This window comes from Schinkia acidoalkalinis (assembly GCF_054301215.1).
The window spans coordinates 682,038-704,812 of the sequence record NZ_CP182573.1 but is presented as its reverse complement, the minus strand read 5'-3'; the positions used below and the strand labels follow the sequence as shown (position 1 = coordinate 704,812).

21 protein-coding genes and 1 other annotated feature are annotated in these 22,775 nt (G+C 38.9%); of the genes, 20 read left to right on the top strand and 1 reads right to left on the bottom strand.

The features are described from left to right. The first annotated feature begins 77 nt into the window (after positions 1 to 77). The 18 genes from ACNQFZ_RS03570 (at position 78) to ACNQFZ_RS03485 (ending at position 16,019) form a co-directional block, all read left to right on the top strand. Complete coding sequence (locus ACNQFZ_RS03570) at positions 78 to 863, top strand: cell division protein FtsQ/DivIB (protein ID WP_458413982.1); 786 nt, start codon at positions 78 to 80, stop codon at positions 861 to 863. Further along, positions 847 to 1,548, top strand: coding sequence for a DUF881 domain-containing protein (locus tag ACNQFZ_RS03565; RefSeq protein ID WP_458413981.1), 702 nt, complete (start codon positions 847 to 849; stop codon positions 1,546 to 1,548). Before ACNQFZ_RS03570 ends, ACNQFZ_RS03565 begins: the two co-directional genes overlap by 17 nt. A gap of 30 nt (positions 1,549 to 1,578) precedes the next feature. Next, positions 1,579 to 2,307 (top strand): DUF881 domain-containing protein, encoded by a 729-nt coding sequence (locus ACNQFZ_RS03560; RefSeq protein ID WP_458413980.1) that lies wholly within the window; start codon positions 1,579 to 1,581, stop codon positions 2,305 to 2,307. Then, positions 2,308 to 2,658, top strand: a complete 351-nt coding sequence (locus ACNQFZ_RS03555; RefSeq protein WP_458413979.1) for a small basic family protein — start codon at positions 2,308 to 2,310, stop codon at positions 2,656 to 2,658. Positions 2,659 to 2,788: 130 nt separating this feature from the next. Further along, on the top strand, positions 2,789 to 4,066 hold the full coding sequence (gene ftsA, locus ACNQFZ_RS03550) for a cell division protein FtsA (protein ID WP_458413978.1): 1,278 nt from the start codon (positions 2,789 to 2,791) through the stop codon (positions 4,064 to 4,066). A gap of 40 nt (positions 4,067 to 4,106) precedes the next feature. Beyond that, complete coding sequence (gene ftsZ, locus ACNQFZ_RS03545; RefSeq protein ID WP_458413977.1) at positions 4,107 to 5,258, top strand: cell division protein FtsZ; 1,152 nt, start codon at positions 4,107 to 4,109, stop codon at positions 5,256 to 5,258. Positions 5,259 to 5,518: 260 nt separating this feature from the next. Continuing rightward, on the top strand, positions 5,519 to 6,436 hold the full coding sequence (gene spoIIGA / locus ACNQFZ_RS03540) for a sigma-E processing peptidase SpoIIGA (RefSeq protein ID WP_458413976.1): 918 nt from the start codon (positions 5,519 to 5,521) through the stop codon (positions 6,434 to 6,436). A gap of 36 nt (positions 6,437 to 6,472) precedes the next feature. Then, positions 6,473 to 7,192, top strand: coding sequence for an RNA polymerase sporulation sigma factor SigE (gene sigE / locus ACNQFZ_RS03535; RefSeq protein WP_458413975.1), 720 nt, complete (start codon positions 6,473 to 6,475; stop codon positions 7,190 to 7,192). Positions 7,193 to 7,291: 99 nt separating this feature from the next. Next, positions 7,292 to 8,068 carry an RNA polymerase sporulation sigma factor SigG gene (sigG, locus tag ACNQFZ_RS03530; protein WP_458413974.1) on the top strand — a complete coding sequence of 259 codons (777 nt, stop codon included), beginning with the start codon at positions 7,292 to 7,294 and terminating at the stop codon, positions 8,066 to 8,068. 97 nt (positions 8,069 to 8,165) lie between these two features. Then, positions 8,166 to 8,426, top strand: a complete 261-nt coding sequence (locus ACNQFZ_RS03525; protein ID WP_458413973.1) for a YlmC/YmxH family sporulation protein — start codon at positions 8,166 to 8,168, stop codon at positions 8,424 to 8,426. A 115-nt stretch (positions 8,427 to 8,541) separates the two neighbouring features. Next, positions 8,542 to 9,369 (top strand): peptidoglycan editing factor PgeF, encoded by an 828-nt coding sequence (gene pgeF / locus ACNQFZ_RS03520; RefSeq protein ID WP_458413972.1) that lies wholly within the window; start codon positions 8,542 to 8,544, stop codon positions 9,367 to 9,369. Positions 9,370 to 9,394: 25 nt separating this feature from the next. Next, on the top strand, positions 9,395 to 10,078 hold the full coding sequence (locus ACNQFZ_RS03515) for a YggS family pyridoxal phosphate-dependent enzyme (RefSeq protein ID WP_458413971.1): 684 nt from the start codon (positions 9,395 to 9,397) through the stop codon (positions 10,076 to 10,078). Between the two features lie 12 nt (positions 10,079 to 10,090). Continuing rightward, positions 10,091 to 10,528 carry a cell division protein SepF gene (locus ACNQFZ_RS03510; protein ID WP_458413970.1) on the top strand — a complete coding sequence of 146 codons (438 nt, stop codon included), beginning with the start codon at positions 10,091 to 10,093 and terminating at the stop codon, positions 10,526 to 10,528. Between the two features lie 4 nt (positions 10,529 to 10,532). Then, positions 10,533 to 10,799: a YggT family protein gene (locus ACNQFZ_RS03505; RefSeq protein WP_458413969.1), complete on the top strand. Its 267-nt coding sequence runs from the start codon at positions 10,533 to 10,535 to the stop codon at positions 10,797 to 10,799. A gap of 66 nt (positions 10,800 to 10,865) precedes the next feature. Further along, positions 10,866 to 11,642: a YlmH family RNA-binding protein gene (locus ACNQFZ_RS03500; protein WP_458413968.1), complete on the top strand. Its 777-nt coding sequence runs from the start codon at positions 10,866 to 10,868 to the stop codon at positions 11,640 to 11,642. Positions 11,643 to 11,732: 90 nt separating this feature from the next. Continuing rightward, positions 11,733 to 12,230 (top strand): DivIVA domain-containing protein, encoded by a 498-nt coding sequence (locus ACNQFZ_RS03495; RefSeq protein WP_458413967.1) that lies wholly within the window; start codon positions 11,733 to 11,735, stop codon positions 12,228 to 12,230. Between the two features lie 121 nt (positions 12,231 to 12,351). Then, positions 12,352 to 12,628: a binding site (T-box leader), on the top strand. Between the two features lie 130 nt (positions 12,629 to 12,758). Further along, positions 12,759 to 15,524 (top strand): isoleucine--tRNA ligase, encoded by a 2,766-nt coding sequence (gene ileS / locus ACNQFZ_RS03490; RefSeq protein ID WP_458413966.1) that lies wholly within the window; start codon positions 12,759 to 12,761, stop codon positions 15,522 to 15,524. 135 nt (positions 15,525 to 15,659) lie between these two features. Next, positions 15,660 to 16,019 carry a TraR/DksA family transcriptional regulator gene (locus tag ACNQFZ_RS03485; protein WP_458413965.1) on the top strand — a complete coding sequence of 120 codons (360 nt, stop codon included), beginning with the start codon at positions 15,660 to 15,662 and terminating at the stop codon, positions 16,017 to 16,019. 24 nt (positions 16,020 to 16,043) lie between these two features. Here ACNQFZ_RS03485 and ACNQFZ_RS03480 read toward each other — a convergent pair whose 3' ends face one another. Then, positions 16,044 to 18,044 (bottom strand): sigma-54-dependent Fis family transcriptional regulator, encoded by a 2,001-nt coding sequence (locus ACNQFZ_RS03480; RefSeq protein WP_458413964.1) that lies wholly within the window; start codon positions 18,042 to 18,044, stop codon positions 16,044 to 16,046. A 276-nt stretch (positions 18,045 to 18,320) separates the two neighbouring features. Between ACNQFZ_RS03480 and ACNQFZ_RS03475 the strand changes: the two genes are divergently transcribed. Then, the gene (locus tag ACNQFZ_RS03475) at positions 18,321 to 20,468 is read left to right on the top strand and encodes a hydantoinase/oxoprolinase family protein (protein WP_458413963.1); all 2,148 of its coding nucleotides are present in this window, start codon (positions 18,321 to 18,323) and stop codon (positions 20,466 to 20,468) included. 18 nt (positions 20,469 to 20,486) lie between these two features. Then, positions 20,487 to 22,754: a hydantoinase B/oxoprolinase family protein gene (locus ACNQFZ_RS03470; RefSeq protein ID WP_458413962.1), complete on the top strand. Its 2,268-nt coding sequence runs from the start codon at positions 20,487 to 20,489 to the stop codon at positions 22,752 to 22,754. The last annotated feature ends 21 nt before the right edge of the window (positions 22,755 to 22,775 follow it).

The window sequence follows — 22,775 nt, the reverse complement described above, 5'->3', positions numbered from 1 at the left end:
GCATATTTCATGTGCCGTTTATCTTGTTTATTTCATGTAAGTGGTGCTAGCCAAAAGCTCACCGGTGGGGGATATTGATGAAAAATAGTAATAGTAAAGTTATCGGAATTGAGGATCGCATACCAAAATTAAAACAACAGCGAAAACAAAAAGCGAACAGAAGATTTGTTTTTTATATTTCTTTATTCTTTGTTCTGGTTGTATTTATCCTTTATTTTCAATCCCCGTTAAGTAAACTCCAGATTATCACTGTTTCAGGTAATGTTCACGTAACACGCGATACAATTATTAAAGAGAGTGATTTAAAGAAAGGGACAAGCTTTTGGAAGATTAATCCTGAAGAAGTTGCCAAGAAAATCAAGGAGCATAATGAAGTTTCTAATGTAAAGGTGGTTCGGCAATTTCCAAATGAGGTTACAATCCATGTAAGGGAATTTACGAGGGTGGCCTATTTAGTAGAAGGGAACTCTTTTTACCCTATCCTAGAAACGGGGGAAATTCTTGAAAAGGACAAGCTGGAAAATATTCCTGCCGATGCTCCTATATTGTTTAATTGGACTCAAAGTGAGGAACTACAGGAATTGGCAGCTGAGCTCCGTCTCGTACCAACCAGTATTTTAAATCGAATTTCCGAGATCCATCTTACCCCAGAAGATTCTGATCCGCTTCACATTACAATATTTATGAATGACGGACATGAGGTAAGTGCAACAATCAGAGGTTTCTCAGAAAAGATTAAAAATTATCCGATGATCATCGAACAGTTGGGAAAAGAAAATCAAGGAGTTATCCATCTGGAAGTCGGTACTTATTTTAGGGCATATAAAAAGACGGGGGAAGAAGAAATTGAGAGTAAACGGTAAACATGTCATTCTTTCTTTCGTAACCATTGTTTTGGGATTTTTACTGTCATTCTCCTATCAATTTACGAATAGTCGAACAGGGACTATTGCGGAAGGAAAGCAATGGCAGAGAGAATTTGAATATCGTGAAAAACTAATCCGATTAGAGGAAACGACAAGAAGACTACAGCAAGAATTAAATCAAAAACAACAAAGTGTTCGGGAAGTCGAAGTGAATTTAGCACAACAAGAAAAGTCATTTAAATCTTTACTCGAGGATGTAGAAAAACTTCGGATGTTTGCTGGTGAAGTTCAAGTAAAGGGTCCTGGTGTAGAGATAACTTTAAAGGATGCGTCCTATGTGAAATTAGAGGATAACGCTAATAACTATATTGTTCATGAGGGTCATGTTCATAAGGTGATTAATGAACTTCTAACAGCAGGTGCGAAAGCAATTGCTATTAATGGTCAAAGACTTGTCCAAAATAGCTACATTGCCTGTATTGGACCAGTAATAAGTGTTGATGGAAATGAATATAGTGCCCCTTTCGTTATTTCTGCCATCGGTGATCCGGAGGTTTTATATAGTTCATTGGTGATTTTGGACGGTGTTAGAGATCAACTTGTCATGGATAACATAGAGGTGAAAATTGAAAAGAAAGATGAACTTATCTTTGATCCATACTTTGGATTAACCGAAAAATAAGATGTTGCTTGACTTACGAAGGGTGATTGGATGAGGAGCAAAAGTAAAGTAACGTTAGCGTTAATAACTGTCATTTTAGGTTTTATGATGGCGATTCAATTTCAGACTATTAAAGAACCTGTTGTGCGTGATACAAGGGATATTTGGGAAATACGTGAGGACATAGAACATGAACAACAGACGATTACAGACCTATACAAAGAAATCGGAACGAAGGAAGAAACGTTAAGAAAATATGAAGAGGCTCCATATAACAGTAAATATGAAGGGATAACGGAACAACTCGAGGAATTGAAGCAAAAAGTTGGACTAACTGAGCTAAGAGGCCCTGGCATCATTTTAAAGATTAAGCCATCATTTAATGGAGCCATAGTCGGACAGCCTTATCAGACTGTTCCACCTGATCTTCTAATCCGGTTAATTAATGAGTTATATCGTTATAAGGCTACAGCTGTTGCAGTTGGCAATGAAAGAATCATTGCCACTACTCCGATACGTGATGTAAATGGAAAAACGTATATTAATAATACGCCGCTTAGTCCATTACCGGTAGAAATAAAGGTAGTTGCAGAAAATGCTGAAAAGCTGCAAAATCAAATGCAGGTTTCTCAAATCGTTGATGAATTTTTTACTTTGGAGAATTTAGAATTAACATCAACACTACAAAAAGAGGTTACATTACCAGCTTATGATGAGGTTTTGAGAAATAAGTATATGGAACCTGTTGAACCTGTTAATACGGAAAAGGGGAACAGTTAAATGTGGTTACCTGTTTTAGGCTTATTAATTGGAATTTTCTTAGGATTTTTAACGGATATTAGAATACCAGATGAGTATTCTAATTATCTTTCAATCGCGGTATTAGCTGCTTTTGACACTTTATTTGGAGGAATCCGGGCACACCTACAAAATACATATGATGATAAAGTTTTTGTGACAGGTTTTTTCTCCAATATTTTACTTGCCGCAAGTTTATCTTTTCTAGGGGTCCAACTTGGTGTAGACTTATACTTAGCCGCAGTGTTTGCATTTGGAGTGCGTTTGTTTAATAATATTGCGGTCATTCGGAGATTACTTTTGTCAAAATGGGCAACATCGCGAGAAAAATAGAAAAAGTTCTCCGTAAATTAAAGGGAAATAAGTATTCACGTTGAATAATTTTAATGTTGAATAATTTTTTATCATAATAACAGTAAATTAAACTTGATGAAGAGGAGTAACTTAAAGGAGGTGCCAAAGTATGAACAACAGTGAATTAATTGTAAGTCTGGACATCGGTACATCCAATGTTAAGGTAATCATTGCTGAAGTTTCAAATGATTCTCTAAACATTATTGGTGTGGGTAATGTAAAATCTGAAGGCATTAAGAAAGGTTCTATTGTTGATATAGATGAAACGGTGCAATCCATTAGGAAAGCAGTTGACCAAGCTGAAAGAATGGTAGGAATGGATATTAAACATGTTGTGGTAGGCGTTGCCGGGAATCATGTGCAGCTTATACCATGTCATGGCGTAGTTGCAGTTTCAAGTGAAAATAGAGAAATTGGCAATGAGGATATTTCCCGAGTTATAGATGCTGCTCAAGTAATGTCGATCCCACCTGAAAGGGAAATTATTGGTGTTGTGCCACATCAATTTATTGTTGATGGGTTAGATGGCATTAACGATCCCCGCGGCATGATTGGTGTACGCTTGGAAGTAGAGGGGACGATTGTTACCGGTTCAAGAACGATTTTACATAACTTACTAAGATGTGTTGAAAGAGCAGGGCTCACTATTACTGATATTTGTTTGCAGCCTTTGGCAACAGGAGCAATTGCGCTATCGAAGGATGAAAAAAATATCGGTGTTGCTCTTGTTGATATAGGCGGGGGACAAACGACGGTTTCCATTTACGAACATGGTCACCTTCAAGTAACAACTGTACTCCCTGTAGGCGGAGACCATATGACAAATGATATTTCGATTGGCCTTCGTACCTCCACAGAAGAAGCTGAAAGAATAAAACTAAAGCATGGCTATGCGTTTTATGACCATGCTTCAGAGGATGAGGTATTTACTTTGCCTGTTATCGGAAGTGATAAGCAGGAACAATACAGCCAGCTCGATCTTTCTGATATAATAGAAGCCAGATTAGAAGAAATCCTTCTTATTGTACAAGAAACTATTAAAAAGTTAGGCTATAGGGACTTACCGGGAGGTTATGTTTTTACAGGTGGTGTAGCAAATTTGCCAGGTTTATTAGAGCTTGCGCAACTAGTGCTTCAACATAATCTGCGAATTGCTAAGCCTGATTACATTGGCGTTCGGGATCCTATATATACAACAAGTGTTGGATTAATCCAATACGCATATAAAAATGCAAAACTTCAAGGTGCTGAAGTTGCCGCTGCAGTTTCTAATCAAGAATCTGATCGGCCTCAAAAAAGAACACAACATGTTATTAAAAAGCCGAAAAAGAACAATGGAGACATGGTCAAGAAAGCAAAAGATTTATTTAAATCCTTTTTTGAATAAGGAAGATGGATGGCAATTTGGATATATAGGAGGATTTTAGATGTTGCAATTTGATACACATATGGATCAGTTAGCCTCAATAAAAGTAATTGGGGTTGGCGGCGGCGGCAGCAACGCTGTAAATCGAATGATTGAGCATGGGGTTCAAGGTGTGGAGTTCATTGCTGTTAATACGGATGCCCAAGCTTTAAACTTATCAAAAGCAGAAATAAAATTACAAATTGGGACAAAGCTTACAAGGGGACTTGGGGCTGGAGCTAATCCCGAGGTAGGGAAAAAGGCGGCAGAAGAAAGTCGTGAGCAGATTGAAGAAGCGCTTAAAGGTGCTGATATGGTGTTTGTTACTGCTGGAATGGGCGGCGGTACAGGAACAGGCGCAGCTCCCGTCATCGCACAAATTTCAAAAGAATTAGGGGCTTTAACAGTTGGTGTTGTAACACGTCCTTTTACCTTTGAAGGACGGAAAAGGGCAACCCAAGCAGCAAGCGGTATTGCATCGTTTAAGGAAAATGTAGACACACTAATTGTAATCCCAAATGATAGATTATTAGAAATTGTTGACAAGAACACGCCAATGCTTGAGGCATTCCGTGAAGCTGATAATGTTCTTCGTCAAGGGGTACAAGGTATATCAGATTTAATTGCCGTTCCAGGACTTATCAACCTTGACTTTGCCGATGTGAAAACAATTATGTCAGATAAAGGATCTGCACTAATGGGAATTGGCATTGCAACTGGTGAAAACAGAGCAGCTGAAGCTGCAAAAAAGGCAATTTCAAGTCCGCTTCTTGAAACATCGATTGATGGTGCACAAGGAGTGCTTATGAATATTACCGGTGGTATGAACTTAAGCTTGTATGAAGTTCAGGAAGCAGCGGATATTGTTGCTTCAGCATCAGATGAAGAGGTTAATATGATATTCGGTTCTGTTATTAATGAAAACTTGAAGGACGAAATCGTTGTAACCGTCATTGCCACAGGTTTCAAAGAAACAGTGTTGAATAAGCAGAGCCAACCGATCCGTCCAAACGCTGTTGGCAATAATCGGATTGGGGTAGTGCCAAATCGTTTAGCCAGAAAAGAAGAGCCTGTTCAGCAAGTTGAAACACATGTAAATAACAATGCACAACTCAATGTAGAGGATACATTAGATATCCCAACATTCTTAAGAAATCGAAACAGAAACAGATAAATATTAAGAAATTCTACGAAAGCATGTACCAATATGGTATATGCTTTTTTTTGTGCCCTCGAAGACCAGCTCCAGCGCCCAGCGGCTCGAAAACTTCACCCACCTCCCTACGATAAGTCGGTCGACAAATTGTGAAAAAACATGTCAAAAAACTCTATTATGGAGGCGTCAAGGTCTGACAGACTTCAAAATAGAATGTGTATATACTAGTTTCATAACTAATAGAAATTCTCATGTAAACAATAGAAAGGAGAAACTTTTTGACCATTTATCTGGATGTTATTTGGTTATTAAACTTTTTCTTTGATGCCTTATTATTATTGTTAAGTTCAATTATTTTGAAAAGAAAGGTACCAAAGTGGCGTTTATTTTTAGGAGCATTTATAGGATCAACCGTTGTTCTTTTTTATTTTACGCCGTATCAAACAATAACAGCACATCCTCTTATGAAGCTTCTCTATTCTATATTTATTGTTTATGCGGCTTTTGGATTCCGGAAATTTCGTTATTTTATTAAAAATCTTGTTACTTTTTATTTCATTACCTTTATGGTTGGAGGAGGTATGCTTGGTTTACATTATTTTTTCCAAACTGATATAGCATTTATGAATGGTGTTGCTGTAACCAGATCTTCGGGTTTTGGAGACCCGGTAAGCTGGTTGACAGTACTCTTAGGGTTTCCGCTTGTGTGGTATTTTTCAAAGCACAATATTGAGGAAATCGAAATGACCAACATTAATTTTGAACAGCTGGCTGACGTTGAAATTAAAATTGGCGATTCTCTCTTTCGTGTAAAAGGCCTTATAGATAGTGGTAATCAGCTATATGATCCGATGACGCAAACGCCTGTTATGATACTTGATAAAGAAAAGGCTGATATTTTTTTTCCAGATTCAATTATGAAACAATCTCAAAACTTAGAAATGTTGAATTATGACATGCTTGATGTTGATTGGGGGCATCGTATTCGTGTTATTCCTTTTCGCGTCGTCGGTGCCGACCACCAATTATTATTAGCAGTGCGACCAGATCAGGTCGTGATCTATACAAATGAAAAAGAATTGATTGTTAAAAAAGTTTTGATTGGGGTAAGCCAAACTGTTTTGTCCTCAAATGGGGAATACGATTGCATTCTCCATCCGAGAATGCTTGCAAATACAAATCATATATTGGCATAAAATGATGACAAAAAAAGAATAGTAGGGGGAAGGAAATTGGCAAAAATAAAACTAAAACTTACACTTCTTTGGTACAAACTATTAATGAAGCTTGGATTAAAGGCAGATGAAATTTACTATATAGGCGGGAAAGAAGCACTACCACCTCCATTATCAAAAGAAGAGGAAGAGCATCTTTTAGAAAAGCTGCCATCAGGGGATAAAGCTGCCAAGTCAATATTAATTGAAAGAAACTTGAGGCTCGTTGTTTATATTGCCAGGAAGTTTGAGAATACCGGCATTAATATTGAAGATTTAATAAGCATTGGAACGATTGGCCTTATAAAGGCGGTCAATACGTTTAATCCAGAGAAAAAGATAAAACTGGCTACATATGCATCAAGATGTATTGAAAATGAGATTCTCATGTATTTGCGGAGAAATAATAAAATCCGTTCAGAAGTGTCATTTGACGAGCCGCTTAATATCGATTGGGATGGCAATGAGTTATTGTTATCTGATGTATTAGGTACAGAAGAGGACATCATCACGAAGGATTTGGATGCAAGTATCGATCGCAATCTATTATTAAAATCGTTGGAGCAGTTAAATGAACGTGAAAAGCAAATTATGGAATTAAGATTTGGGCTTTTAGGGGGCGAGGAAAAAACACAAAAAGATGTAGCAGATATGCTTGGTATTTCGCAGTCTTATATCTCCAGACTTGAAAAACGAATTATTAAGCGCCTGCGCAAAGAATTTAATAAAATGGTCTAAAGATTCTGTCTACATTTCAAATGAATCCTAGTGCATAAATTTCCCTCCTGAGGAGATACTTTACTTGTACAGCAACCTCTCGGGCTAGGAGGGAAAGAATTGACACGAAACAAAGTAGAAATTTGTGGTGTAGACACATCAAAGCTTCCAGTATTGAAAAATGAAGAAATGCGCAAATTGTTCCGTGAGATGCAAAGTGGGAACATGGGTGCAAGAGAAGAACTTGTTAATGGCAACTTACGTCTCGTTCTCAGTGTAATTCAACGTTTCAACAACAGAGGGGAATATGTAGATGACCTGTTCCAGGTCGGTTGTATAGGCTTGATGAAATCAATTGATAACTTTGATTTAAGTCAAAACGTGAAATTTTCAACATATGCTGTACCAATGATTATTGGAGAAATTCGCCGCTATTTGCGTGATAATAATCCAATTCGTGTTTCAAGATCTTTGCGAGATATTGCCTATAAGGCGTTGCAAGTACGAGAAAGATTAATGAGCCTAACATCAAGAGAGCCGACAGCTGAGGATATTGCCAAGGAACTAGATGTTCCCCATGAAGAAATTGTCTTTGCCCTAGATGCTATTCAAGATCCAGTTTCCCTATTCGAACCTATCTATAACGATGGGGGAGATCCAATTTATGTAATGGATCAGTTAAGCGATGAAAAAAGTAAGGACTTGCAGTGGATCGAGGAAATTGCATTGAAAGAAGGTATGAGACGTCTTAACGAACGAGAGAAGCTCATATTAACAAAGAGGTTTTTCCAAGGGAAAACACAAATGGAAGTTGCCGAAGAAATCGGAATTTCCCAAGCACAGGTATCACGATTAGAAAAAGCGGCAATCAAACAAATGAATAAAAACATACAATAATCGGACTTGCCTTGATGCAAGTCTTTTTTTTGTTATGCTACTAATCATAGTCCAAGCCTTTTACAACATATAGTTGTAGGGAAAGAGGTGAAGACCGATGCTTACGATAACTGATTTTCAAGTAAAAGATGTTGTGAATGTAGCAGATGGAAGAAGGCTAGGAAATATTACTGATATAGATATAAATTTAATGACTGGTAAAATTGATGCAATTATCATTCAAACAGGGTCAAAGGTAATGGGCCTTTTTGGAAGAAATGATGAGGTCGTGATTCCATGGAGCAATATTGTTAAAATAGGAACGGATGTCATTCTTGTTCGCCATTATGGCTCTTCATATAGCGATGATCAAAATTAGTATCCTACAAATGTACTAAATCCCTTTTTATTGTCAATATTCTCACTCTACTTTTAGGATTCATATGGTAAAATATGAGTGAATATGTAATCATCTTATGGGAAAGGGGCTTGACATGAAAAAAGAACCATTTTTGCTGAAAGATACAGTACTCTTCATTGACTCCTGGAACAGTTTACATCAGAATGTAGTTGCAGGGATCTCAACACGGCAGGGCGGAACAAGCAAAGAGCCTTTTTATTCCATGAATCTTGGTTTACATGTCAATGATTATCATGAAGATGTAATAAATAACAGAGAAAAGCTTGCGGAGATGATTGGTGCCCCTCTAGAGTCTTGGGTTTTGGGAGAACAGATTCATGGAGTGGGTATTGCTAAAGTAACGAAAGAAGACAATGGAAAAGGCGCGTTCGCGCTTGATACAGCTATTAAAGGTGTAGATGGTTTATATACAAAAGAGCAAAACACGTTTTTACTTGCTGCCTATGCAGATTGTGTTCCATTGTATTTTTTTGCTAAGTCGCAAATGATCATCGGTATTGCACATGCAGGCTGGCGAGGGACTGTTCGTAATATTGCTGGGGAAATGATTCAACGGTGGAAACAGGAAGAAAATGTTATGATTGAAGATATTTATGTCTGTATCGGACCGTCAATCGGTAAATGCTGTTACATCGTCGATGATAATGTAATTACTCAAGTTGGTAGCTGTTTAGATGGTGAAATCAAAGAGACAATTTATGAGAAAGTATCTGTTGGTCAATATAAACTTGATTTAAAAGAGGTAAATTATGAATTACTAAAAAATGCCGGTGTATTGCCGGAACATATTAGTATTTCTGAATATTGTACTAGCTGCAATTCTGATCTTTTTTATTCGCATCGGCACGATCTAGGGAAAACCGGTAGAATGTTAAGTTTTATCGGGATGAAAGATGCTTGATTTAAGAAAATGGAGGTAAAGGATTTTGTCAGTATCGGTAAAAGAAAACTTAAAGCAAATAGAAGTCAACATCGCAGAAGCTTGTCGTCGTTCTAATCGTGATCCAAATGAAATCAAGATTATCGCTGTTACAAAATACGTATCCATTGAGACAGCACAAAGTGCAGTTGAGGCTGGAATCAAGCATGTTGGGGAAAATCGCGACAGCGGTCTTCTCGAAAAGCGGGAAGCCATCGGGAGTCGTGCCGTTTGGCATTTTATCGGCACGCTTCAATCCAGAAAAGTTAAAAACATTATTGACCATGTTGATTATATCCACTCCTTGGATCGATTAAGCTTGGCTGAAGAAATAAACAGACGGGCGAGTTCTACTATTCCATGTTTTGTCCAAGTTAATGCCGCAAACGAGGAGACCAAGCAAGGCTTATCTGTCGAGGACGTTTTACCCTTTATTAACGAGCTAAAAAACTATCCCAACATTAAAGTTGTTGGTCTAATGACAATGGCTCCTTTTACAGATGATGAACAAGTTTTACGTACAACGTTCCGAAAGGTTAAAGATTTGCAAAAAGATGTACAAGCTTTACAGCTTCCATATGCACCTTGTAAGGAGCTATCGATGGGAATGTCAAATGATTACCAAATCGCGATTGAAGAAGGAGCTACTATGATAAGAATTGGCACCTCTTTAGTCGGAAAAGAATTTTAGGGGGTGTACCTTTTGAGCATTAAGTCAAAGTTTAGAAGCTTTTTTGCCTTGGACGATGAGGAAGAATATTACGAGGAGCCTGAGATTGAGGAAGAAGAGTTTGAAGTTCCAAAACGTGTGACAAAATCTGCAAAACAAAACGTGGTTAGCCTACAAAGTATTCAACAGCAATCTAAGGTCATATTATTTGAGCCGCGCATATATGATGAGGTCCAAGAAATTGCAGATCATTTAAAAAATCGTAAATCCGTTGTGATTAATTTGCAAAGGGTTAATAGTGACCAAGCTGTACGAATTGTCGACTTTTTAAGTGGAACAGTTTATGCTATAGGTGGAGATATTAATAAATTAGGTGCGAGTACATTTATATGTACGCCGGATAACGTTGATATAACCGGTTCTATTTCTGATATGCATAAGGAAATGGAGTCAAGAGAGAATAGGTGGTGAAGAAGTGGGAATTATTATCGCTAGTATTATCTCGCAGCTGATTGGCATTTATAGTTGGGTCATTATAATCTATATTTTTATGTCATGGTTGCCGGGAGCAAGGGATTCATCAATCGGACAGTTTATGGGGAGAATTGTAGAGCCGTACTTAGAACCGTTCCGTCGGATTATCCCGCCTTTAGGTATGATAGATATTTCGCCAATCGTTGCTCTTTTAGTACTAAGATTTGCGGAAGCAGGAGCAAGATCTTTATTATTAATGATTGGATGATTAATAGTAAACAGGGGTCATAAGGACCCCTGTTTTTTCGATAAAACTGAGTAAAGGTGAATGAAAATGTCGTCAATCTATCAACACTTTCGGAAAGAAGAGCATGCTTTCATCGATCAAATCATAGAATGGAGAGAGCAAGTAAAATCAGAATATACATACAAGCTTCTTGATTTTCTTGACCCTCGTGAGGCAAATATTGTTCAAGCAATCATCGGGGCAAAGGATGAAGTGAAATGCGCCTTTTGGGGCGGATACGAACAAGCAGAACGAAAACGAGGCATCCTTTATCCGGAATACTATGAAGTCTTGGAAGAGGATTTTGATCTTATATTGTATTCAATCCAATTTCCTACTAAATTTGTCACCCTTGACCATCCTCAGATTCTTGGATCAACAATGGGATTAGGGCTTAAGAGATCAAAATTTGGTGATATTTTAATTAATGAAAGCAAAGTACAAATCATCGTTGCCGGTAATGTGGCTGAATATGTCAGACTTCATTTAAATCAGATTGGAAAAACGAATGTTATCCTAGAGCAAATTCCTTTTAACGAAATACTATCTGTCGATGATGATTGGTTTGAACAAACAGTAACTGTGTCATCACTGCGCATGGATGTAATCTTGGCAGAGGTTTTCAGGCTATCAAGACAAAAGGTGTTGCCATATATTCATAATCAATTAGTAAAAGTAAATTGGAAGGTAGTCAATGATCCTTCCTTTACTTGTCATCAAGGTGATACTTTATCAATGCGCGGGTTTGGACGTTGTAAAATAAGTAGGATTGAAGGACAAACGAAGAAAGAAAAATGGCGAATTGTTGTCGCAAAAAGAAAATAATTAAAAACAGGCAGGAAATAAAAATAAATCTGTCGAAAAATATATAATTATACTCTCGATTACTAAGACAAAATGTTGGAGGTGTCACCAATGCCATTAACACCGTTAGATATTCATAATAAAGAATTTGGCCGCGGCTTTCGTGGATATGATGAGGATGAAGTTAATGAATTTTTAGACCAGGTGATCAAAGATTATGAACTAATCATTCGTGAAAAAAAGGACCTTGAAGAAAGAGTAAAAGATCTAACGGAACGATTAACCCATTTTTCTAATATTGAGGAAACTTTGAATAAATCCATAATCGTAGCGCAAGAAGCTGCTGAGGAAGTAAGGCGAAATGCGCAAACGGAAGCGAAATTGATTGTCAAGGAAGCAGAGAAAAACGCAGATCGAATTATTAATGAAGCTTTGACGAAGTCCCGCAAAATTGCGATTGAAATCGATGAGCTTAAAAAACAATCAAAGGTATTTCGCAATCGTTTTAGGATGTTAATAAAAGCACAGTTAGAAATGGTCGAAAGCGATGATTGGGAGCATCTAATGCAGTATAATGAAGATGAATCTAATGAAATAGTAGAATCTTAAGGTCTTGCGTAAACCTGCACTTGACGGAAGCGTTTTGTTTCCATATAATTTTTTAACATAAGCTTATGATTGATTGTTCGAATAATATACGCTCTGAACAATCAATTATCATTGATATGGTTAGTAAACAATGATAGGGACAGTAATCTTTGCATGGTCTTTCAAGTAGCGAGCCGGGAATGGTGGAAGCCCGGTGGAAGTAGCAAGGATAAAAATCACCCTGGAGTTCCTGGACTGAAATCACATGCGAAAGTAGGTTGCGGCGTTTCATTCACGTTACGAATGTTAAAGTGGGCTTACATACTAGTGGATTTTCCAAGACCGGCTCTTTAATGGTCTGGAGTTCGCTTTCAAGCTAATTTTGGGTGGTACCGCGGGAATACCTTCTCGTCCCTTTTGGGGATGGAGAAGGTTTTTTTATACTTTAAGAAAAGTATAAGAAAAGACATCGACCTCCGCTATTATTGGCGGAAGTCGTGTTTTTCTAATTGTAATTTTTAAAAGAAAAGTTAGCAGGAGGATGAAATTATGGAATATAAAGATACACTATTAATGCCAAAAACGGATTTTCCTATGCGTGGTAATTTGCCTAAGCGTGAACCAGAAATACAAGCAAAATGGGAAGAGCAAAATATTTATAAGATGGTCCAAAAAGGAACGGAAGGCCGTCCATTATTTGTACTTCATGATGGACCTCCATATGCCAATGGCGATATTCACATGGGCCATGCTCTAAATAAGATTCTTAAAGATATCATTGTTCGCTTTAAATCAATGAGCGGCTACCAAGCACCCTATGTACCTGGTTGGGATACACATGGTTTACCAATTGAAACAGCATTAACGAAAAATAATAAGGTTGACCGCAAAAAAATGAGTGTTGCTGAATTCCGTAAGCTATGTGAGGAGTATGCTTACGAGCAGGTTAATCGCCAACGCGAGCAATTTAAAAGACTGGGTGTTCGCGGCGACTGGGAAAACCCTTATATTACATTAACAAAGGGTTATGAAGCACAGCAAATTAAAGTGTTCGGGGAAATGGCCAAAAAAGGTTATATTTATAAAGGATTAAAGCCTGTTTATTGGTCCCCATCTTCTGAGTCAGCTTTAGCGGAAGCAGAAATTGAATATCAAGATAAACGCTCTGCCTCTATATACGTAGCCTTCGCAGTTAAAGATGGCAAAGGCGTTCTAAACAGTGATGAAAAAATTGTAATCTGGACAACGACACCGTGGACAATTCCTGCAAACCTCGGCATTTGTGTACACCCTGAGTTAGAATATAGCGTTGTTGAAGTAAATGGTGCTAAATATGTGATGTCTTCAGCATTACTTGAATCAGTTGCCAAAACGATGGAATGGGAAAACGTAAATGTTGTTAGAACTATTAAAGGTGCAGAACTTGAGAATATTGTTGCACGTCATCCGTTCTATGATCGTGATTCTCTAGTTATGCTTGGCGAGCATGTCACAACTGACGCTGGTACTGGCTGCGTTCATACCGCTCCTGGACACGGTGAAGATGACTTCCTTGTCGGTAAAAAATATGGGTTGGATGTACTTAATCCTGTTGATGATAAAGGATACTTTACGAGCCAAGCACCAGGTTTTGAAGGCTTGTTCTATGATGATGCAAACAAAGTTGTTACTGAAAAACTGCAGGAAGTCGGAGCATTATTAAAGCTTACCTTTATTACACACTCCTACCCACATGACTGGAGGACGAAAAAACCAGTTATTTTCCGAGCAACTGCACAATGGTTCGCATCTATAAAAGACTTCCGTGAAGAGCTGTTGCAAGCTATCAAAGAAGTGAAATGGGTGCCAGCCTGGGGTGAAACAAGATTATTTAATATGATTAAAGACCGTGAAGACTGGTGTATTTCCCGTCAACGTGCGTGGGGTGTGCCGATTCCAGTATTTTATGGAGAAGACGGCGAACCAATTATTACCGATGAAACAATCGAACATGTTTCTAATTTATTCAGAGACCATGGATCAAATGTATGGTTTGAAAGAGAAGCGAAAGATCTATTACCTGAGGGCTTTACATCACCACATAGCCCAAATGGCAAGTTCACAAAAGAAACAGATATTATGGATGTATGGTTTGATTCTGGCTCATCCCATCAGGCTGTTTTAGTTGAACGTGAAGAATTACAGCGTCCAGCTGATCTTTATTTAGAAGGATCTGATCAATATCGTGGCTGGTTTAATTCATCTTTATCAACAGGCGTAGCAGTAACCGGAAAAGCCCCATATAAAGGGATTTTAAGCCATGGCTTTGCATTAGATGGTGAAGGACGGAAGATGAGTAAATCTTTAGGAAATACGATTATTCCTAACAAAGTTATGGATCAATTAGGCGCAGATATTTTACGCTTATGGGTTGCGTCTGTTGATTACCAAGCTGATGTTCGTGTATCAGATGCCATCTTGAAGCAAGTGGCTGAAGTATATCGTAAAATCAGAAATACATTTAGATTCCTACTTGGAAATTTAAGTGACTTCAACCCTGCAACTGATAAAGTTTCATTAAGTGACCTTCGCGAGGTTGATCAATATATTTTAGTGAAGCTAAATAAGGTTATTGATAAGGTGCTTACATCATATGAAAATTATGATTTTGCCGGCATTTATCACGCTGTTAATAATTTCTGTACAATTGAGTTAAGCTCATTTTATTTGGATATTGCCAAGGATGTTTTATACATCGAGGCTCGTGATAGCAAAAACCGTCGTTCCATTCAAACCGTACTTTATGACGTATTGCTTGCGTTAACAAAATTAATCACACCAATCCTGCCGCATACGGCTGAAGAAGTGTGGGCCTATATTCCAGGGGTCACTGAAGAGAGCGTTCAGCTTGTCGATATGCCTGAAGCAAGCGAGATTGAAAACGGCCAAGCCATTGAAGAAAAATGGGATACATTTATGAACGTTCGTGATGATGTCTTAAAAGCATTGGAAAACGCTCGTAATGAAAAAGTAATCGGTAAATCATTAACAGCTAAGCTTTCGTTATATCCAAATGCCAATTATAAAGAACTTTTGGACAGTATCGACGGTTTAAGCAAGCTCTTTATTGTTTCTCAATTAGAAATCGCAGGCGATGAGACAAATGCCCCAGATGAAGCACAAAAATTTGAAACATTGTCTATTGTCGTAAAACCTGCCGAAGGTGAAACATGTGAACGTTGCTGGGTTGTTACACCGACAGTTGGAGAAGTAAAAGAGCATCCAACTTTGTGTAAAGACTGTGCAACAATCGTTCAAGAGCATTATGTAAAATAACTCTTAAAAGCATTGCAAAAGGCGCGCTGAATGTGCGCTTTTTGTTTACACTTTTTATATACAAACATTGCCTGTCTATTTTGCCCTCTCCTAGTTCACAATAAGGATTACAATTGAACGAAGGAGGTAACTGATATGAACGATCAGTACACACAGATTAAATCGGAGCTTGAATTAACAAAACGAGAGCTTGAAGAGAGATTAAATCGATACTGGTTTGATGATCGTGACCAATTACAATCAGTTACCAAATTTTTTGACTCTAATAAAAGCAATTTTTTATATCAACATATCGAAGCTGAATTACAGGATGTGAATCGGGCTTTATTAAAGATGGATTTCGGTCTTTACGGCTTTTGCGAGGAAACTGGAGAGGGGATACCATATGAAATGTTAAAGGTGCTGCCGACAGTAAGAACATTTGCCGAAGCGCAAGCGCTGATGCATTTTCCGTATGGTCGATATCAAGAAGAGCCATACAGTATTGAAATATAAAAAAAGACCGGCTACGGTCTTTTTTTATTTAAGATCATTTTCTTTACTTGTTAATTTATATTTTTTAAGCTTACGATACAGCGTTGATCTGGCAATATTCATATTTTTAGCAACCGCTGACAAATTCCAGCTGTAGGATTCCAAAAGTTGTAAGAGGATTTTCCTCTCCTCGTTCTCAATCATCGTGAAGTGAGCATGTTTTTTACCGGCTTCTACATTGCTCAACTTATTATCAAGTAAATAATCCGGAAGATCGGTTAAATGAATAACCGCGGAATTAGTGAAAATCACTGCATGTTCTAGTGCATTTTGCAACTCCCTTATATTCCCGGGCCAAGTATATTCTAAAAAGTAATTCATTGTTTCATTTGATAGTGAGAGTATATTTTTTTCGTATTTTGAAGCAAATTGTTTCAAAAAGTATTCGGTAAGCATGGTAAAGTCTTCATTGCGTTCACGTAACGGAGGAATATTTACTGATACGACATTTAGCCTAAAAAATAGATCTTCGCGAAAATGGCCTTTTTTACATTGGTTATACAAATCTTTATGGGTTGCAGCTATAATTCTAACGTTTATAGGAATGGGTTTTGATCCGCCTAATCGTGTCACTTCTTTTTCTTGAAGAACCCTTAGAAGATGAACTTGTAAATCTAATGGCATTTCCCCAATTTCATCCAAAAACAATGTGCCTCCATTTGCTTCTTCAAACTTTCCTTTCTTTCCTTCCTTTGCGGCCCCGGTAAACGTGCCACTTTCATAGCCAAATAATTCACTACCGATCAATTCTTTTTGTATGGCACCACAGTTAATCGCTAAAAAAGGTTGATTTGCCCTTTGGCTTGCTTTATGTATTGTTTGAGCTATTTTCTCCTTACCAGTGCCGCTTTCACCCAATAATAGGATGGGAACGTTTGCTGGAGCGGCCTTATAGCATTTATGCAAAACGGACTGGAACGATTCGGATTTTCCTACTACTTCTTTCCAAGGCCCCTCTTGGAGTATTTTTGCTGAGCTATAGGAAGGTTGGTTGTCTTTTAAGACAATGACAAAACCGGCAGTAAAACCTGCAAATAATATTCTTTTTACCTCAAGAACTGGAAACTCAAGTACTGTCAATTGAGCTGCAGAAAAATGATAATTAGGCATATTTCCTAACATTTCGAGTTCTGCTATCAAATCTTGAAATTCAGGAATCATTTTCAAATTCGTAAGTTGGGGCAAATTAAAATCACGATTAAAATGTTCACTGGCTTTAACAACAACAAGAGCATTGTTTACGACTATAACTGGATTTGCTTTCCACTTGTTTATGGCATTGAAGTAGGTTTCCATTAAATGATTGTTCACATTCTGATAAACCTGTTCAAGCTGCTGTTCAATTACCCGTGCAACAGATACCGCAATCGCTAATGTATGTGGTTGGGCATTATTCCATGGACCGGTAAAATCAATGGCGCCAATAATTTCTTTTGTAAAAGGATGCGTAATCGGCGCAGAAGAGCAGGTCCAAGGATGGCATCCTTTGCAGAAGTGCTCAGCTGAGAAAATTTGCAACGGGCTTTTTGTGATCATGCTTGTGCCAATTGCATTTGTTCCTGCTGCTTTTTCACTCCAGTCGAAGCCTTGGGCGAAGTTCATTTTTTCGGCTTCATGCAATATGAATACATCACCCTTTATATAAATAATCCGGCCTTTTTGGTCTGCCAACGTAACAAGATAGCCCGTGCCCCGCATTTTATAAAACAAATCATCAATAATTGGCTTGGCAATTTGATAAAGCTCGGATTGTTCCGTGATTTGCCTCATTTGGTCCTCTGTCAACGCAGCTTCCGTTTGCATTTGTCCTGGATTAACACCACTTTCTTGACGGCGCTTCCATGAATTTAAAATGTCTTTTCTTAGTTGATAATGCTGGATGTCCTCCTTTACTTTAGAAACGAATTTTTCCCAAAATGCCTCTAATTCCTTTGTTTTAGCAATCAAATTGTCAGTAGAGAAGATGGAAATATAAGGACTTTTCATCGTTTCCTCCTTACGTCTAGTGTTGTTCAACATTAAAAATATTTTAACATTAATTTCCTATTTATTAAATTGAATCTTTTCCCTAAAATTCTCACTTCTGTCCGCTACATAGGACACCGTATCGATACAACTGTCGCAAAATGCTACAAATGAATATAGATTTACATTTTAAAAACTACGCAAAATAGGCAACTTGCCATTTTTTTAATAATTGGCACAGAAGTTGCAATATAGATAAGTGAATTCAGTTACTAAGCTTAGAAGGGAGAGAAATGGATGAAAACAGCTACTAGCAAGAAAGCGCAAATACTTGCGATTGATGCCGGGGGGACAATGACGGATACCTTTATTATCGATGATAAAGGGGATTTTGTTGTTGGTAAGGCGCAATCAACACCAGAGAATGAATCAATTGGCTTGCTTAACTCAGCAAAAGATGCCCTAACGTATTGGAATACAACGGTGGAAGAAGAGTTTCCCAAATTGCTCGCGGGTGTATATTCCGGTACAGCAATGCTTAATCGGCTCGTATCTAGAAATGGGCGCCGTGTTGGTCTTATCGTAAATAAAGGGATGGAGGATTTCCATCGAATGGGGCGGGCTATTCAAGCGTACCTTGGTTACTCGTATTCTGACCGACTGCACTTAAATACACATCGTTATGATCCGCCGCTTGTACCACGAAAGTGGACGAAAGGAGTTACAGAACGGGTTGACCTATTTGGGAATGTTGTCATACCACTCTATGAGTATGAAGTAGAACCAGCCATATTAGAACTATTGGAGGAGGATGTTGAGGCGATTGTTATCAGTCTGCTCCATTCTTATAAATATCCAGACCATGAACGAAAAATCAGGGATATTGCAAGAGAAGTAATGAAAAAGAGTGGAAAAGAAATTCCGGTTTTTGCTTCGGTCGATTATTACCCGGTGCGAAAAGAAACGCATCGTACAAACACAACAATTATTGAAGCCTATGCAGCAGATCCGTCCCGTGAAACACTTTCTAAAATTGATCACATGTTAAGAGACCATGGTGCCACCTTTGATCTTCGTGTTATGGCCAGCCATGGCGGCACAATTAGTACACAAGCAAACGAGTTAGCCAGAACGCTTGTATCAGGTCCGATTGGTGGCGTAATTGGTGCAAAATACCTTGGTGAACAGTTAAACATTCCTAACATCGCTTGCTCAGATATCGGCGGAACGAGCTTTGATATGGCGCTCATTACTCAAGGAGATTTAAGTATTAACACAAGTCCTGACATGGCACGGCTAGTCCTTTCATTACCACTTGTCGCCATGGATACAGTTGGTGCAGGTGCGGGCAGCTTTGTCCGGATTGATCCAAACTTTAAATCCATTACGCTCGGACCTGATAGTGCGGGGTCACGCGTCGGCGTTTGTTATCCGGAAGGAGGAATTGAAACTGTTACAGTTTCAGACTGTCATGTGGTTCTCGGTATGATAAATCCAAATAACTTCCTTGGCGGTGAAGTGAAGCTCGATCCGAAACGTGCATATGAAGCAGTTAAGAAACAAATTGCCGAGCCGCTTGGCTTAGGAGTTGAAGAAGCAGCATATGGCGTAATCGATTTACTTGAATCACAATTGCGAAATTACCTTGAATCTATGATTCTTGGAAAAGGGTATTCACCTACGCAATATGTTTGTTTTTCTTATGGTGGCGGTGGTCCGCTACATACTGCTGGCTATACGCGCGGATTGGGATTTGAAGATATCTTGGTACCTGCCTGGGCAGCAGGATTTTCAGCGTTTGGCTGCGGCGCAGCTGATTTTGAATATCGTTATGATAAAACGCTTGATATTAATGTTGATCATGGTGCCGTAGATGAACAAAAGCTAATAGTTGGCAAAGAATTGCAAACTGCTTGGGATGAACTAAAGGAGAAAGTTGCCGGCGAATTTGAGAAAAACAAGTTTGATAGAAAAGATGTTGACTTCCGACTCTATTTCCGCATGCAGTATCAAGGTCAATTAAATGACCTAGAAATCGAAGCACCAATTGGAGCATTTAGAAATGTAAAGGACTGGGAAGCATTGGTGGATGCGTTTGAAGATGTATATACAAGAGTTTATGCAAAAGCAGCAAAATCTCCAGAGCTTGGCTACAGCATAACAGGGGCCATCGTCCGCGGCATTGTTGAAGTGGCGAAACCGCGCATTCCTAGCGAGCCGCTTCAAGGTGAGACACCGCCACAAGCTGCGTTTCTTGGCGAGCGCAATGTTTATTGGAAAGGAGAGTGGATCAAAGCAAATATTTGGGAAATGGAAAAACTACAGCCTGGAAATAAAATCAGTGCATTTGCAATTTTAGAATCACCAGCAACAACATTTGTTATTCCGCCGGGCTTTGAAACTTACCTTGATGAACATCGCATTTTCCATTTAAAAGAACTATAAAAAGGAGGTCAAGATATCATGAAAATGACTGAAAAAGAACAGCAAAACCGGAAAGTAATTGGCTGGGACGGAAAAACGTTGCGCCAAATGCGTAAAGAAGTGGATGAACTCAGCCGTTCTACTGGACATTATGCGGGACTTCGCACATTGCCATTCAAAGAAACAAATCCAATCCGATATGAAAAAATATTTTCTAAGCTGCGTGGCGGGATTGTTCATGCACGTGAAACCGCAAAAAAAGTTGCAGCCTCACCCATTGTTGAGCAGGAAGGGGAATTATGCTTTACGCTCTACACACCAGAAGCCGATTCAGTTGTAACATCGACTGGTATTATCATTCACGTGGGAACAATGGGTGCTGCGATTAAATATATGATTAACAACGATTATGAAGATAATCCGGGCATTGAAGACGGAGATATTTTCTGTAACAATGATTGTCAAATCGGCAATGTCCATCCATGTGACGTTCATACGATTGTTCCAATCTTTTATGAAGGTGAAGTTATCGGCTGGGTCGGCGGTGTAACTCATGTTATTGATGTTGGTGCAACAGCCCCTGGTAGCATGACTGTTGGACCTGTTACCCGTTATGATGATGGTTACCAAGTTGCTTGCCGGAAAATCGGGAAAGATAATACCCTTCTTAAAGATTGGTTAATTGAAAGTCAACGGTCTGTCCGTACAACAAAATACTGGCTCCTAGATGAACGGACTCGTATTGCTGGCTGCCATATGATTAGGGACTTAGTTCTTGATATCGTGAAAGAAGAAGGGATTGACACATATAAGAGCTTTATTCGTGAAGTGATTGAGGACGGACGGCGCGGTTTTGTAAATCAAGTGAAAACGCTGCTCATCCCGGGCAAATACCGTCAAGTTTCGTTTGTTGACGTCCCGTATAAAAACTTAGATGTTCCACCATACGCCCGTGTAGATACAATCATGCATGCTCCGACTGAACTTACGGTTCATAAGGACGGCAAGTTTCAAATCGATTTTGATGGTGTAAATCGCTGGGGCTGGCATAGTTATAATGCAACTCCGGTTGCCATCACAAGTGGAATTTGGGTTATGATGTCCCAGACATTAATTCCTAATGATCGTGTTAATGATGGTGCTCTTTACGCTAGTACCTTCGATCTTCCATATGGCTCATGGCTTAATCCGGATGATATCCGTACGGCTCATAGCTATGCTTGGCATTTTCTTGTATCTGCCTGGAGTCCATTATGGCGTGCGCTCAGCCGCAACTACTTTGCACGTGGCTACTTGGAAGAGGTTAACGCCGGTAATGCTAATACTTCTAACTGGCTCCAAGGTGGCGGATATAATCAGTTTAATGAAAACCATGCTGTTAACAGCTTTGAATCAGCGGCGGAAGGTGTCGGTGCCGGTGCGGTTAAAGATGGAATTAGCCATGCGGCAGCGATTTGGAATCCTGAAGGCGATATGGGTGATATGGAAATCTGGGAACTTGCTGAACCGCTCCTTTACTTAGGGCGAAGTATTAAACCTAATACTGCTGGTTATGGGAAATACCGCGGTGGCAGTGGCTATGAGACATTGCGGCTTGTATACGGTGCAAAAGATTGGACAATGTTCTTTATGGGCAACGGTTATATGTCAAGTGACTGCGGCTTGATGGGAGGATATCCGGCAGCATCGGGGTATCGCTTTGAAGCCCATGGTACAAACATAAAAGAACGAATTGAAAAGCAACTGCCAATTCCAACAGGTGGTGATATTGATCCTGATAATCCGGAGTATGAAAACTGTTTAGAAGCAAGAGAGATTATTCGTGATAAGCAATCAATTACAACCGAGACGATTTTCGATAATTATGATCTGTATTTGAACTACCTTCGTGGGGGTCCTGGGTTTGGTGATCCGCTTGAGCGCAGGCTGGCAGCGATTGAAGAGGATTTAAATGAAGGGCACTTGCTTGTGCGCTATGCGGAACAAGTCTATGGCGCTGTTGTCAGCCAAAATGAAAAAGGAAAATACATTGTTGATGTGAAAGCAACTGAAGAACGCCGTAGACAAATTAGAAAAGAACGCCTGAAGCGAGGTGTACCCGTTCAAAAGTGGATGGAAAAAGAGCGTGAGAATATTATCAGTAAAGAAGCTTCAATACAAGTCCGACATATGTACGCAGGCAGCTTTGCCTTAAGTGAAGGTTTTCAAAATGAATTTAAAGACTTTTGGAATCTGCCGGAAGAATGGCAGTTGACGGAATCCGAGCTAGACATACCGGTTTTCGGGGCTAAAATTAACCGTAAATAATAATTTAACGTGAATGGGGTG